This window comes from Pseudomonas sp. 382, from assembly GCF_002759075.1.
GTDB classification, from domain to species: Bacteria; Pseudomonadota; Gammaproteobacteria; order Pseudomonadales; family Pseudomonadaceae; genus Aquipseudomonas; species Aquipseudomonas vlassakiae.
The window spans coordinates 1-14,685 of record NZ_PEMX01000003.1 but is presented as its reverse complement, the minus strand read 5'-3'; the positions used below and the strand labels follow the sequence as shown (position 1 = coordinate 14,685).

Below are 14,685 nucleotides of genomic sequence, written 5' to 3'. Positions count from 1 at the left end.
GCAATCCATACAAGCACACAGGTAGCCTCGATGACTGATCCTCTTGACCTCTCGGTACTGATCCCCGCCAAGAACGAGGTCGACAACCTGCCGGCGCTGCTGGCGGAAATCCGCACGGCGCTGGCCGCCGAAAACTATGAAGTGCTGGTGGTCGACGACGGCAGCACTGACCAGACGCTCAACAGGCTGAAGCAGCTCAAGCAGCAAGGCTTTCCCCAGTTGCGCATCCTGCGCCACGACCGCTCGCTGGGCCAGAGCACCTCGATCTGGCACGCCGCCCAGGCTGCCCGCGGCCGCTGGCTGGCCACCCTGGACGGCGACGGGCAGAACGACCCGGCCGACATCCCCGGCATGCTCGCCCTGGTGCGCGGCAACCAAGACCTCGGCGGCGGCATCCAGCTGGTCGCGGGGCACCGCGTCAACCGCCGCGATACCGCCAGCAAGCGCTGGGCCTCGCGCTTCGCCAATGGCCTGCGCAGCCGCCTGCTCAAGGACGCCACGCCGGACACCGGCTGCGGCCTGAAACTGATCGACCGCGAAGCCTTCCTGCGCCTGCCCTATTTCGACCACATGCACCGCTACATCCCGGCGCTGATCCTGCGCCACAAGGGCCGCATGCTGGTGCACCCGGTGCACCATCGCCCGCGCCATGCCGGCGTGTCCAAGTACGGCAACCTGGACCGCGCCCTGGTCGGCATTCTCGACCTGGTCGGGGTCTGGTGGCTGATCCGCCGCACACGCCTCGACACCCACCCTCAGGAGCTCGAAGGATGACCCGCGAAACCCTCTGGCTGATCGTCGGCTTCGCCGGCCAGGTCGTGTTCACCGGCCGCTTCGTGCTGCAGTGGCTGTACAGCGAATTCAAGAAACGCAGCGTGATCCCGGTGGGCTTCTGGTACCTGAGCATGCTCGGCAGCGCCCTGCTGCTGGTCTACGCCATCTACCGCGAGGACCCGGTATTCATCATCGGCCAGTCGTTCGGCCTGGTGGTCTACCTGCGCAACCTGCAGTTGATTGCCCGCCACAAAGAGCAGAAGGAATAGCCCTTGCCAAGGTTCCAGACACTGGGGGCCGAACGCCTGGCCCTGGTTGTACTCGCCGTGCTGCTGGTCGGTGCCGGTATAGGCTGGCGCCAGCCGATGAACGTCGATGAAGAGCGCTTCCTCGGCGTCGCCCTGGAAATGCTCCAGAGCGGCAACTGGTTCATCCCTCACCGCGCTGCGGAAATCTATGGCGACAAACCCCCGTTGTTCATGTGGACGGTAGCCCTGTTCAGTTACCTGACCGGCTCGCCCAAGGTCGCCCTCTACCTGCCAGGGCTGATGTCCGCTGCGACCATCACCCTGGTGCTGCATGACCTGGGCAGACGCCTGTGGACCCGGCGCATCGGCATGATCGCCGCGCTGCTGTTCCTGGCGACCTACCAGAGCTACAGCATCCTGCGCACCGGGCAGATCGACAGCTACCTGTGCCTGTGGGTGGCGCTGGGCCTGTACGGCATGGTCCGCCATCTGTTGCTCGGGCCTGCCTGGGGCTGGTTCTACATGGCCTGTGCGGCCATGGGCCTGGGCATCATCAGCAAGGGCGTGGGGTTCGTACCCGCACTGATGCTGCTGCCTTATGCCTGGGCCGTGCGCAAAGGCTGGCGCGGCGTGGTGGCGTATCCCGGCCAGGGTTGGCGCTGGAGCCTGGGTTTCGTCTGGCTGCTGGCAGGCTGCGCGGTGTGGCTGCTACCGCTGCTGATATCGATCGCCCACGGCGGCGGTGCCGCGGAACTGGCCTACCTGAAGGAGATTCTCCTGCGCCAGACCGCTAACCGTTACGCCAATGCCTGGGACCATCGCGAGCCGTTCTGGTACTTCTTCGTCAAGGTCATCCCGCAATACTGGCTGCCCCTGATCCTGGCCTTGCCGTGGCTGGTCCCGGCCTGGCGCAGGCAGCTGCAAAAACGTGACGGGCGCTTCCTGCTGCTGCTCGGCTGGGTGGCCCTGGTGCTGCTGTTCTTCAGCCTGAGCAGCGGCAAGCGCAAGCTCTACATCTTCCCGGCCCTGCCCGGCCTGGTACTGGCCATCGCCCCGCTGGTGCCGTGGCTGCTCAAGCGCTGGTTGCAGCGCCGCCCCGGCTGGCGCAAGGCGTTCACGGCCATTGCCCTGGCGTGGTTCTGCCTGTGGTTCGCCCGCGGCTTCGTCGAGCCGCTCAAGGAGGGCCGCAACCCGCACGAAACCTTGATGGCCGACGCCGCCCGCGCCACCGGTGGCGCCGAACTGGTGCTGGTCAACTGGCGTGAAGGGCATTGGCTGTTCGCCCGGCAACCCCTGGTTCATTTCGGTTTCGCCAACCAGTCCAAGCCGGAAACCGCGGTGTATTGGTTACGCCAGAACCCCACGGCCTTCGCCCTGGTTCCGCAAACCGAACTGGGCCGCTGCTTCAACGCTGACAAGGCTCAACGGTTGGGCGACACCTCGCGCGCCGAGTGGTACGTGGTCGGTGCCGATGCCGACAACGGCCAATGCCAGCCAAACGTACCTGAACAGGTCTACCACTTCGCCTGGGCCAACACGCCCGCACACCTGCAAACAGCAGCACAGGGGGTCGGACAATGACGACTCAAACCCTGCCAGCACCGCGCCGGCATGTGTGGCGACGTTTGAACCGCTGGGGCCAGATCGGCGCGGTCGGCGTCTTGGTGGCCATGGCATTGGTGGGCATCGAGGCCGCCCGCTCGTTCTGGCCTCAGCAACTCTACGCGCACCTGAGCAACCGCTTGACGGGCGACACCGCACCCGGCAAGAACGTCTGGCTGCCGGACTTCAAGGTCACGATCGACGCCAAAGTGGTGGACCCGAACCTGACCAACCTGTCCGGCATCACCTACGACTACGACCGCGACCGGCTGCTGGCGATCACCAATGGTGTGCCCATGGAATTGCTGGAGTTGAGCAAGACCGGCGTCATCGTGGCGCGCTATCCCCTGGTGGACTTCGAAGACACCGAAGGCCTGGCCTACCTGGGCAATGGCCGCCTGGCCATCAGCGACGAGCAGAAGCAACGCCTGGACGTGATCACCCTGCCCGACCACCCGCAGCCGATCCACGCCAGCGAGGCTCAGTGGATCACCCTCGACATCAACCCGACCCTGCGCAACAAGGGCTTCGAGGGGGTGACCTACGACCGCCAGCATGACCGCCTCTTCGCCATCAAGGAGCGCGACCCACGACAGCTGTTCACAGTCACCGGCATGCTCGGCGCACTCAGCGGCGGGCCCTTGCAACTGACAGTCAGTGACCGCCGCGACTGGGTCAAGCGCAGCGTGTTCGCCACCGACCTGTCCGATGGCTACTACGACCCACGTACCGGCCACCTGCTGGTACTCAGCGACCAGTCGAAGAACATCACCGAGCTCGATGGAGATGGCCGCTTCGTCAGTATCCGTTCACTGCGTGCCTGGCTTGGCGGGCTGCACCGTGACGCGCCGCAGCCCGAAGGCATGACCATGGACAGCGCCGGCAACCTCTACGTCGTCAGCGAGCCCAACTTGTTCTACATGCTCAGCAAGCCCTGAAGCCGGCGCTGGCCCTTGCAAATGTATCGGTCTCGAAATACTGTATGAATATTCAGTATTTCGAGACATCCCCATGCAACTCATTGCCAAACTCGGCATTCTCGCCGATGCCGCCAAGTACGATGCCTCATGCGCCAGCAGCGGCGCGCCGAAACGCAGCTCGCGGGGCCGCGTCGGCATGGGCGCGACCGATGGCATGGGTATCTGCCACAGCTACACCCCCGATGGCCGCTGCGTATCGCTGCTCAAGGTGCTGCTGACCAACTTCTGCCTGTATGACTGCCAGTATTGCGTCAACCGCCGCTCCAGCAACGTCCCGCGGGCGCGCTTCAGCCCCGAGGAAGTGGTGCGCCTGACCCTGGATTTCTACCGGCGCAACTGCATCAGCGGCCTGTTCCTCAGCTCGGGCATCATCCGCTCGGCCGACTACACCATGGAACAGCTGATCCGTGTGGCGCGCCTGCTGCGCGAGGAACACCACTTCCGTGGCTACATTCACCTGAAGACCATCCCCGACGCCGACCCGCTGCTGATCGAAGAAGCCGGGCGCCTGGCCGACCGCCTCAGCGTCAACATTGAACTGCCTACCGACGCCAGCCTCAAGCGCCTGGCCCCGGAAAAGCAGGCACATACCATACGCCAGGCCATGGGCGTGATCCATCAGGGCCAGCAGGCCGTGGCCGGTGAACCGAAGGCACCCCGCTTCACCCCGGCCGGGCAGAGCACCCAGGTCATCGTCGGCGCCGACGCCACCGACGACAGCACCCTGTTGCGCAACGCCGAATCGCTGTATCAGGGCTACGGCCTCAAGCGCGTGTACTACTCGGCCTTCAGCCCGATCCCCGACAGCCCTGGCAGTGTGCCGCTGGCCGCCCCGCCACTGCTGCGCGAACACCGCCTGTACCAGGCCGACTTCCTGCTGCGCGGCTACGGTTACAAAGCCGGTGAGCTGCTCGGCCAGGCTGGCAACCTGGCGCTGGACATCGACCCCAAGCTGGCCTGGGCGCTGGCCAACCGCGAGCTGTTCCCGCTGGATGTGAACCGTGCCGAGCCTGCGTTGCTGGCGCGCATTCCCGGCATCGGCCTGCGCAGCGTGCAACGGCTGGTGGCGCTGCGTCGCGAGCGGCGCGTGCGCTACGACGACCTGATCCAGCTGCGCTGCGTGCTGGACAAGGCGCGGCCGTTCATCGTCACCAGCGATTACCGCCCCGCCGATGGCGAGCTGCGCAGTGGCTTGCTCAGGGCACGCCTGCGCGAACCCCAGGCGCCGCAGCAGATGGGGTTGTGGGGGTGATTGCGCTCGATTGCGATGACCTGTTCGCCACGTGGCGCAACCAGGCGCGTACTCTGCTGGGGCATGGCATCGACCCCGCCGACGTGACTTGGGCACAAGGCCCGATCCAGGACCTGCTGGCGCAGCCCACTCCCCTGCCCGAAAGCCCCGGCCCATTTCGTGCCAAGGTGCCGGCCGCATTGCTGACGCAACTCGAGCAGGCTGCCCGCTACCGCGGCGAACAACGCTGGAACCTGTTGTACGAAGTGCTCTGGCGCGTGGCCCATGGCGACCGTACCGCAATGCTGGCGGGTGACCGCCTGGGCAGTGAGTTGCAGCGGCGCATCAAGCAGGTCAGCCGCGAGGCGCACCACCTCCACGCATTCGTGCGTTTCGTGCCACTGCCCCAGATGCTGGCCGAGCGGTTGCAGCTGGACCTGGTGGCTTACCACGAACCCGCTCACGACATCCTGGAAAGCGCCAGCGCGCACTTCGCTGACCGCCTCGGGCGCCACCGCTGGCTGATCGCAACCCAGCAGGATGGCATTCGCTTCGATGGTCAGGTATTCGATTATCGACGCCGCTGCCCGGACGATTGGCGGCAATGGGCGCACAATGCCGACGACCCCGGCGCTGAACTGTGGCGTACCTATTACCGGCATACTTTCAATCCTGCCCGGCTCAACCCTGACGCGCTGCGCCTGCACATGCCGGGTCGGTTCTGGCGGCACCTGCCGGAAGGCATGCTGATTCCGCAGCTGGAAGGCCTGGCACGACAAGGCAAGCAGCGCGACGGGCAGGCAATCGAAGTGGCCGGCCAGCGTGGCAAGAAGATCACCCGCACCGGGTGATTTGTGAAAATTTTGTAATGGATCTGGCATACCACCTTCCCAAGGTGCGACACATCCTGACAAACTAACTGCTAATCATTCTCATAATTAGTTACGTTAGCCATACGCCAGGAGCCCATCCGTCATGCTTTCACCCCTCGCGCACACGCGCCCCCTCGCCGCCCGCAACCTGCTCGCCATGGCCGTATGCATGGCCATGGCCACGCCCACCCTGGCCGAAGACGCTCCGACCACGCTGGAGCTGGGCGCGACTGAAATCAGCTCGGACAGGCTGGGCAGCACCACCGAGGGCTCGGGCTCCTACACGACCGGCTCCATGTCTACCGCCACCAAGCTGCCGCTGAGCATGCGCGAAACGCCCCAGGCAGTAACCGTGATCACCCGCCAGCGCATGGACGACCAGGCCATGACCAGCATCAACGATGTGGTCAAGGCCACGCCTGGCCTGTTCCTCGACTACTCCAGCGGCCCGGGCCGGCAGAGCTACTCGGCACGCGGTTTCAACATCGATAACCTGATGTACGACGGCATCCCCAGTGGCTATACCGGCTGGCTCGTCGGGGCCCAGCCGAACCTGGCAATGTTCGACCGGGTCGAAGTGGTGCGCGGCGCCACCGGCCTGGTCACCGGTGCTGGCAACCCGTCGGCGGCGGTCAACCTGGTGCGCAAGCGCCCGCTGGCCGAGCAGAAGGTCACCCTGACCGGCGCCGCCGGCAGCTGGGACGACTACCGCGGCGAGGTCGATGCCTCCAGCCCGCTCAATGACAGCGGTACCCTGCGCGGGCGCGTGGTGGCGTCCTACCGTGACGCCAACAGCTACATCGATGATGTCGAGGAAGACCACGGCCTGTTCTATGCGGTGACCGAGGCAGACCTGTCCGATGACACCAGCCTGATGCTTGGTTTCTCGCACCAGAAGGACAAGACCAATAATTTCTGGGGCGCCATGCCCACTGCGGTCGATGGTCACCACCTGGACTTCTCACGTTCCTACAACCCCGGCAGCGACTGGGAGAACAAGGACCAGCAGATCGATACCCTGTTCGCCGAACTGCGCCACTTACTGGCCAACGACTGGAAGCTGCAGGTCAATGCCAATTATGCGCAGCAGCAAGCTACCTTCACCGGGTCCTACCAGTCACGCTGGGGCGGGCTGCAGGCGCCGATTGCGCGCACGGTCTACCAGTCCAGGCACCAGGAAAACCAGGCAGGCCTGGACGCCTTCGTCAGCGGCCCGTTCGAACTGCTTGGTCGCAGCCATGAACTGGTGGTCGGCGCCAGCAAGCGCATCTACGACATGGACACCCGCAACTACAGCCCGTACGACAGGTTCTGGCCGCTAAACGGCAGCAAGCCGAACTTCGTGCACACCGGCAACCAGCGCGAAGTGACCACCCAGGACGGCGTGTACATCACCACCCGCCTGAACCTGGCCGACCCGCTCAAGCTGATCCTCGGCGGGCGCCTGGACTGGTACGACTACGACAACCGCGATGGCGACGGCGACTACAAGGTCACCCGCAACGTCACCAAGTATGCAGGCCTGATCTACGACCTCGACGACCATCACTCGGTGTATGTCAGCTACAGCGACATCTTCACCCCGCAAAGCTCGAAGGACACTTCCGGTACCCCGGTAAAACCGATCGTAGGCAGGAACTACGAGGTCGGCATCAAGGGCGAATACTTCGGCGGCGCGCTCAATGCCAGCGTCGCGCTGTTCCGCATCGACCAGGAGAACCGTGCCACCCAGGTATACGTCGCGAACTGCCCGCAAACCTCCTGCTACGAGGCCTCGGGCGAGGTCCGCAGCCAGGGTATCGACATGGAGCTGCAAGGGGCGCTGACGCCTGACTGGCAGATCGGCGCGGGCTATACCTATGCGCGGGCACACACCATCAAGGACGCGGCCAACCCTGCCAACGTCAACCAGCGTTTCGACACCGATACCCCGGAGCACATGTTCAAGCTGAACACCGTGTACCACTTCCAGGGCCCGCTGGAGAAACTGCGCGTGGGTGGCAACATTTCGTGGCAGAGCCGTATCTACAACGATTTCACCGTGGCCGATGGCAGCGAGTACCGGCTGGTCCAGGGCGCCTATGCCGTCACCGACCTGATGGCGGGCTACCGGGTCAACCAGCACCTCGACCTGCAGCTCAATGCCAACAATGTGTTCGACCGCAAGTACTACTCGGCCGTTGCCAGTTCGGTGGACTACGCCGGCGACACCTGGGGCGCGCCGCGAAACCTGATGATGACGGCCAAGTATAGCTTCTGAAGACCTTGCTGGATGGCACCGGCTTGGCCGGTGTTCGCGGGACAAGCCCGCTCCTACAGGATTTGCACAATATTCAAATGCTGTGCAGTACCTGTGGGAGCGGGCTTGCCCGCGAAGAGGCCGGTACAGGCTATTGATTCAGTCAGCCAAACAGCCTGGCCAGGCAACCGAGCTTCTTCTTGTACGAACGCCGGGCTGCCAGCGCGTCCCCCAGGCTCACCGCCAAGAACCGCGCCTGCTGGTTCGGCTGCATCTGCCCGATCAGGTCCAGGTCGGCACTGATCACCGTGCCGATCATGGCGTAACCACCGCCCGACACGGCATCGCGATGCAGGATGATCGGCTCCAGCCCCGCCGGCACCTGGATCGAACCGATCGGGTAGCAGCTGTCGACGATATTGGAGGGGTCCGAACCTGCGCCAAACGGCTGCTCACGCGGCTGGAAGCTCAGCGCACCGCCCCCCTTGTAGCGATAGCCGATGCGGTCGGCCTCTGAACCGACGGTCCAGGCATCGGTGAAGAAACTTTTCGTCGCCGCCTCGGTCAGGCGGTGAAAATACAGCCCCGGCACCACCCGCAACACTACTTCGCCGCCCAACGATTGGCGCAAAGCCATGGGCAGGCTGGCCCCGGCCCGGCTCTTGCCACTCGGCACACCGATCGGCAGCAGATCACCGGCCACCAGCTTGCGCCCCTGCAAGCCACCCAGCGCACCCAACGCATAGGTCGAGCGACTGCCCAGCACCTCGGGGACATCGATGCCGCCCGCCACGGCCAGGTACGCCCGGGCACCCGCCGTCGGGAAGCCGAAGCGCAGCACCTGCCCGGCACGCACCGCGAAGGCGGTGTCCGGGCGCTGTTCACGGCCATCGAGCAGCACTGGCATCTGCGCACCGCACACCGCCACAAGGGCGTCATGCTGAAACGACAGCTCCGGCCCGACCAACGTGCATTCCAGGCCCGCCGCGCCGGCCGGGTTGCCGACCAGGTGGTTGGCGGCCTGCAAGGCATACTGGTCCAGCGCACCGGAAGGCGGGATGCCTAGGTGGTAATAGCCTTCGCGGCCCATGTCCTGCACCGAGGTGGCCAACCCGGGTTTGATGACCTTGATCATGCCAGCGCCTCCTGCAGCGATTTGGGGTAGCCGACCGGGTCGGCGAGAAATGCATCCAGGGCAAACTCCACCGGGCGGATACGCAGGTCGAAGCGCCCCTCCTCGACATCCGCCACGGCCTGGTCATAGGCCTGCCGGTCGATGGGCTTGAACTGCACGATATCGCCAGGGCGGAAGAACACCATGTGGTCCTTCAGGTAGGCCAGCGACTGCTGCGGGTCGTAGATCGGTGCCGGGGTCACGCCGAACATCTGGTAGCCCCCTGCCCCGCGCACCGAATAGATACAGCCGAAGCAGCCACCATGGCCGAGGGTCTGTTTGGGGGTGTCGGTGCGTGGGCGCAGATACTTGGGCACCTGCAACTGCCGCTCGCGCTCAACCATTTGGAACATGAACGGCAAGCCGGCGACGAAGCCGACCATCGACACGAACCACGGCGCGCCACTGTGCGCGGCAACGAACGCCTCGACGTCGGCAAGGCCGTTGATGCGGGCGGCGTATTCCAGGTCGGTGCTGTCGGGGTCCTGGTGGCGGTCACGGAAACGCATGAGGGTTTCGTGGGTCCAGGGATCGTTGTACAGCACCGGGATCTCGATGATCCGCGTGCTCAACGAACGCTCGGCCACCGCGTCGGCCTCGGCGCCACGCACGGCTTCGAGCAACGCCTCGGGGGCAATGCGGTCGGGGTCGAAGCGGATCTGGAACGAGGCATTGGCCAGGCAGATGTCGAGCACGCCCTCCAGCGCCAGGCGCTCCACCGCACGGGTCACCGCCATGCCCTTGAAAAAGGCCTCCAGCGACATGCTGTCGCTGACTTCGGCGAACAGGTGCTCGTCGGCACCGAAGCTGTAGCGGATAGGGGTACTGGCCATGTCTGCTCCTTTTTTGGAATCATTATCGAACGGCAGGCAAAACGGCAGGCCGTGGCGTCTTCGCGCCAGCAGCCATCGAAACTCAGCGCGGTGCACGCACCTCGATGCCGGCCGCGTCCAGTGCCGCTCGGGTGGCCTCGACCAGGTCGAGCGCACCGGGGGTGTCGCTGTGCAGGCAGATCGAATCGAATTCGATCGCCAAGTCCTGGCCTTCCACCGTGCGTACAACGCCCTCCTGACAGGCCCGCAGCACCCGCTCGGCGACCCGCTGCGGCTCGTAGCCTCGCACATGGCGAGTGAACACGATGGAACCACTCAGATCGTACTCGCGGTCGGCGTAGAACTCGCGCACCACTGGCTGGCCGAGCTCCTGGGCAATGCGGCAGATCACCGAGCCGGGCATGCAATACAGCAACAGCGCCGGTTCGATCACCCGCAGGTTTTCCACCAGCAGGCGCGCGGCCTCCTCATCCCGGGCCAGGTGCATGTACAGCGCACCGTGGGGCTTGATGTGCTGCAGCCGGACGCCCTGCGCCCGGGCAATCTCGCGTAGCGCACCGAGCTGGTAGAGGATGTCGTCGACCAGTTCCTGGGCCGGGGCATTGATGTGGCGGCGGCCGAAGCCGACCAGGTCACGGAAACCGGGGTGAGCCCCTACGCCCACGCCCAGTGCCTTGGCCCGCTCGACGGTGCGGCGCATGGTGCCGGGGTCGCCGGCATGGAAGCCAGTGGCGATGTTGGCGGAGCTGATGAAGGCCATCAGTTCATGGTCGACGCCATCGCCGATGGTCCAGGGGCCGAAACCCTCGCCCATGTCAGAGTTGAAATCCACTGCGCGCATCGCTGTTCTCCTGACTTGTGACGGCATGCAAGCCACGGTAGATTCTCCCAACCCCCTTGGGAAGATCTATAAACAGATAGGGTGTCTTCTGAAAATCAGATACCAAGGAGCCCACTGTGTCACTGACCCTGCGCCAGGTCCGCTATTTTGTCGCCACCGCCGAGATCGGCCAGATCTCCCAGGCGGCGATCCACCTCAATATTTCCCAGTCGGCGGTGACCACCGCGATCAAGGAACTGGAAGCGATGCTGGGGGTGCTGCTGTTCCAGCGCTCGGCCCAGGGCATGAGCCTTACCGAGGCCGGCCGGCACTTCCTCAATCGCGCCTATGTGATCCTGCGCAGCGTCGACGACGCCCTGAACAGCCCGCTTCCCGATGTGCGCGCCAGCGGCCTGCTGCGCCTGGCGGCGAGCTACACAGTGATCGGCTACTTCCTGCCGCACCACTTGCAGCGCCTGGAGCACTGGCACCCGGACGTGACCCTGGAAGTGCATGAACAGGAGCGCAGCGCCATCGAGCAAGGGCTGCTGGAAGGCCGTTTCGACATGGCAGTGGTGCTCACCGCCAACCTCACCCACCCCGATATCGTCTCGGAAACCCTGTTCAACTCCGAGCGTCGGCTGTGGCTGCCCGGCCATCATCCGCTGTGCGAACGCTCGGCAGTGAACCTGGCCGACGTGGCCCGGGAGCCGTACATCCTGCTCACCGTGGACGAGGCCGAACAGAGCGCCATGCGGTACTGGCAGCAAGCCGGGCAACGGCCGAACGTGCGGGTACGCACCAGCTCGGTGGAGGCCGTGCGCAGCATGGTCGCCAATGGTAGCGGCGTGGCAATCCTCTCCGACCTGGTGCACCGCCCCTGGTCGCTGGAAGGCAAGCGCATCGAGACAGTGACCATCACTGACCCGGTGACACCGATGAGCGTGGGCCTGGCCTGGCACCGCGAGCGCGCCTTCAGCCCGGCGATGCAGGCGCTGCGCACCTACTTCCACGATGCCTTCCTGGCTCCACAGCAACTCTCGGCCCGGCGCTGAGTCCGTGCGCAAATCCCGCGGAAGCGGCCTTGTGTCGCCAGGAAGATATCTGGTTGCAGGCCTGGCCACTTCGCGGCCTTAGTCGCGAAGAGGCCGGGCCTGGGACCAGTGCTTCAGGCAGGTATCGACACTCCAGCCATACAACCATTGCACCGCATCCTGGAACTGCGCCTGCGAGCGCCCTTGCCACAGCTGGTTGCGCACCAACCGCTCGACGCCCTTGGCATGGTACATGCCGGCCCATTTCCCGCGCCGACCACAACACCCGCGCCGTGCTCCAAGAGGTATTCCACAAACATCGAAGGCTGTGTGGTACCTGTGGGAGCGGGCAAGCCCGCGAAGAAGCCAACGCTATGCTCCAGCCGAACGATCCGCCCACGATGCCGTCATAACTTTGGCCGGTGCCGCCACGCAAAGAGGACGCGAAATGACCCAGCCCGACCCGTCATACCTCCAATGGCTCGAAGACCGCTCGATGCTCAAGGCCTCGCAGGAGCGGGCCCGCCTGTACTCCGGCCAGTCACGCCTGTGGCAGAACCCCTACGCCGAAGCCCAGCCACGCCGCGCTACTGCAATCGCCTCGGTATGGCTGACGGTCTACCCCGACGCGATCATCGCCCCCGAAGGCTGCTCGGTGCTGTCTGCCCTCGGTCACGAGGCGCTGTGGAAACGCCTGTCGGAGATCGGCGTGCAAGGCATCCACACCGGCCCGATCAAGCAGTCTGGCGGGGTGCGCGGGCGTGACTTCACCCCGAGCATCGACGGAAACTTCGACCGCATCAGCTTTGACATCGACCCGCTCTACGGCACCGAGCAGGAGCTGGTGCAGATGAGCCGCCTGGCCGCCGCGCACAATGCCGTGACCATCGACGATCTGATCCCCTCGCACACCGGCAAGGGCGCGGACTTTCGCCTGGCCGAGCTGGCCCACGGTGCCTACCCCGGGCTCTACCACATGGTCGAGATCCGTGAGGAGGACTGGCCGCTGCTGCCCGAGGTGCCTGAGGGCCGCGATGCCGTGAACCTGTCGCCGGCGGTGTGCGACGAGCTCAAGGCGCGCCATTACATCGTCGGTCAGCTGCAGCGGGTGATCTTCTTCGAACCCGGGGTCAAGGAAACCGACTGGAGCGCCACCGCGCCCATCACCGGGGTCGACGGCAAGACCCGGCGCTGGGTGTACCTGCATTACTTCAAGGAAGGCCAGCCATCCCTGAACTGGCTCGACCCCAGCTTCGCCGCCCAGCAGATGATCATCGGCGACGCCCTGCACGCGCTGGACTGCCTGGGTGCCCGCGGCCTGCGCCTGGATGCCAACGGTTTTCTCGGCGTGGAAACCCGCCCCAGCTGCAGTGCCTGGTCCGAGAGCCATCCGTTGTCGATCGTCGGCAACCAGCTGATCGGCGGCATGATCCGCAAGGCCGGCGGTTTCAGCTTCCAGGAGCTCAACCTGACCCTGGACGACATCGCGCAGATGTCCAAGGGCGGTGCCGACCTGTCCTACGACTTCATCACCCGCCCGGCCTACCAGCACGCCTTGCTGACCGGCGACACCGAATTCCTGCGCCTGATGCTCAAGGAAATGCACGCCTTTGGCATCGATCCGGCGTCGCTGATCCACGCCTTGCAGAACCACGACGAACTGACCGTCGAGCTGGTGCACTTCTGGACCCTGCATGCCCACGACATGTACCTGTACAAGGGCCAGACGCTGCCTGGCAGCATCCTGCGCGAGCACATCCGCGAGGAACTCTACGAACGCCTGTCCGGTGAGCATGCACCGTACAACCTGCGATTCGTCACCAACGGCATCGCCTGCACCACCGCCAGCCTGATCACTGCAGCATTGGGCATGCGCGACCTCGACCAGATCAGCCCGGCGGACATCGCACTGATCCAGAAAGTGCACCTGCTGCTGGTGATGTACAACGCCATGCAACCGGGCGTGGTCGCGCTGTCCGGCTGGGACATGGTCGGCGCCCTGCCGCTGCCGGCCGAGGCGGTGGCCGAGCGCATGGCCGACGGCGATACCCGCTGGATCCACCGTGGCGGCTACGACCTGGCCGGGCTCGCCCCGCAGGCAGAGACATCGGTGCGCGGCATGCCGCGCGCCCGCTCGCTGTATGGCAGCCTCGACAGCCAGCTGGACAACCCCGCGTCGTTCGCCAGCCAGGTGAAGAAACTGCTGGCCGTGCGTCAGGCCTATGGCATCGCCACCAGCCGCCAGGTGCTGGTGCCCGAGGTCAGCAGCCCGGGGCTGCTGGTGATGGTGCATGAGCTGCCGGCCGGGCGTGGCATCCAGATCAGCGCGTTGAACTTCGGCCAGGCGGTGATTGCCGAGGAGCTGCAATTGACCGGCTTCACCCCGGGGCCGGTGGTGGACATGATCAACGAGACGGTCGAAGGCGACCTGACCGAGGATGGGCGGCTGACTGTCAACCTGGACCCTTATGAAGCGCTGTGCCTGAGGATCGTGAACAGCAGCGGGCATGTCTGAAGCCTGTACTGGCCTCTTCGCGGGCAAGCCCGCTTGTATGGTTAGACTTGAAGGGGTGGTGGGACTAAATGCCCGATTCTGACTGTTCGCAGCAGTACAGACCGTGGGAGACATCGCCCCACCCCTTCCACCAAAGCGCCGATAAAGAATGCATCGTTTGCAAGCGACGATAGAAGCAAGCCAGCGCCTCTTGGTGAAACCCCTTCAAGCCGAAAAACCATAACGTGAGGAGCCGCCCATGGCAATGCAGGTAGGAAAGTTGATCGTGGGTGCGGATGTCGCAAAAGCTGAGCTGGTTATCCACCACGATGATCGCGACGAGATCATCAGATTGAAAAATTCCAAACTCGAGATCAGAAGGTG

The 14,685-nt window shown here is 64.9% G+C and carries 13 protein-coding genes and 1 pseudogene; 10 read left to right on the top strand and 4 right to left on the bottom strand.

The features are described from left to right. The first annotated feature begins 30 nt into the window (after window positions 1-30). From CQW31_RS04925 to CQW31_RS04895, 7 genes are all read left to right on the top strand, one after another. Entirely contained in the window at window positions 31-774 is a 744-nt protein-coding gene (locus CQW31_RS04925) for a glycosyltransferase family 2 protein (protein ID WP_054887357.1), read from the top strand. Continuing rightward, a complete protein-coding gene (locus CQW31_RS04920; protein ID WP_054887358.1) occupies window positions 771-1,043 on the top strand; it encodes a lipid-A-disaccharide synthase N-terminal domain-containing protein in 273 nt (90 codons plus the stop codon). The genes CQW31_RS04925 and CQW31_RS04920 overlap by 4 nt, the downstream gene beginning before the upstream one ends. Before the next feature lie 3 nt (window positions 1,044-1,046). Then, entirely contained in the window at window positions 1,047-2,603 is a 1,557-nt protein-coding gene (locus CQW31_RS04915) for a glycosyltransferase family 39 protein (RefSeq protein WP_054887359.1), read from the top strand. Window positions 2,604-2,692: 89 nt separating this feature from the next. Continuing rightward, a complete protein-coding gene (locus CQW31_RS04910; RefSeq protein ID WP_249342079.1) occupies window positions 2,693-3,562 on the top strand; it encodes an SdiA-regulated domain-containing protein in 870 nt (289 codons plus the stop codon). 73 nt (window positions 3,563-3,635) lie between these two features. Beyond that, on the top strand, window positions 3,636-4,856 hold the full coding sequence (locus CQW31_RS04905; protein ID WP_099813926.1) for a putative DNA modification/repair radical SAM protein: 1,221 nt from the start codon (window positions 3,636-3,638) through the stop codon (window positions 4,854-4,856). Beyond that, a complete protein-coding gene (locus CQW31_RS04900; RefSeq protein WP_099813925.1) occupies window positions 4,847-5,686 on the top strand; it encodes a TIGR03915 family putative DNA repair protein in 840 nt (279 codons plus the stop codon). The genes CQW31_RS04905 and CQW31_RS04900 overlap by 10 nt, the downstream gene beginning before the upstream one ends. A 124-nt stretch (window positions 5,687-5,810) precedes the next feature. After that, the gene (locus tag CQW31_RS04895) at window positions 5,811-7,967 is read left to right on the top strand and encodes a TonB-dependent siderophore receptor (RefSeq protein ID WP_099813924.1); all 2,157 of its coding nucleotides are present in this window, start codon (window positions 5,811-5,813) and stop codon (window positions 7,965-7,967) included. Window positions 7,968-8,109: 142 nt separating this feature from the next. On the opposite strand, the gene CQW31_RS04885 is transcribed toward CQW31_RS04895, so the two are convergent. The 3 genes from CQW31_RS04885 to CQW31_RS04875 form a co-directional block, all read right to left on the bottom strand. Then, window positions 8,110-9,081, bottom strand: coding sequence for a biotin-dependent carboxyltransferase family protein (locus CQW31_RS04885; protein ID WP_099813923.1), 972 nt, complete (start codon window positions 9,079-9,081; stop codon window positions 8,110-8,112). Further along, window positions 9,078-9,953, bottom strand: coding sequence for an allophanate hydrolase subunit 1 (locus tag CQW31_RS04880; protein ID WP_099813922.1), 876 nt, complete (start codon window positions 9,951-9,953; stop codon window positions 9,078-9,080). The genes CQW31_RS04885 and CQW31_RS04880 overlap by 4 nt, the downstream gene beginning before the upstream one ends. A gap of 82 nt (window positions 9,954-10,035) precedes the next feature. Then, the gene (locus CQW31_RS04875) at window positions 10,036-10,794 is read right to left on the bottom strand and encodes a 5-oxoprolinase subunit PxpA (RefSeq protein WP_099813921.1); all 759 of its coding nucleotides are present in this window, start codon (window positions 10,792-10,794) and stop codon (window positions 10,036-10,038) included. Between the two features lie 116 nt (window positions 10,795-10,910). Here CQW31_RS04875 and CQW31_RS04870 point away from each other — a divergent pair, with 116 nt between their 5' ends. Beyond that, window positions 10,911-11,828, top strand: coding sequence for a LysR family transcriptional regulator (locus CQW31_RS04870; RefSeq protein WP_099813920.1), 918 nt, complete (start codon window positions 10,911-10,913; stop codon window positions 11,826-11,828). Window positions 11,829-11,906: 78 nt separating this feature from the next. Here CQW31_RS04870 and CQW31_RS04865 read toward each other — a convergent pair whose 3' ends face one another. After that, window positions 11,907-12,062 (bottom strand): hypothetical protein, encoded by a 156-nt coding sequence (locus CQW31_RS04865; protein ID WP_249341959.1) that lies wholly within the window; start codon window positions 12,060-12,062, stop codon window positions 11,907-11,909. Window positions 12,063-12,255: 193 nt separating this feature from the next. Between CQW31_RS04865 and treS the strand changes: the two genes are divergently transcribed. Together treS and CQW31_RS32035 are read left to right on the top strand one after the other, a co-directional pair. After that, window positions 12,256-14,322 (top strand): maltose alpha-D-glucosyltransferase, encoded by a 2,067-nt coding sequence (treS, locus tag CQW31_RS04860; protein WP_099813919.1) that lies wholly within the window; start codon window positions 12,256-12,258, stop codon window positions 14,320-14,322. A 238-nt stretch (window positions 14,323-14,560) separates the two neighbouring features. Then, a pseudogene (locus CQW31_RS32035) lies at window positions 14,561-14,685 on the top strand (IS110 family transposase); the annotation flags it as partial.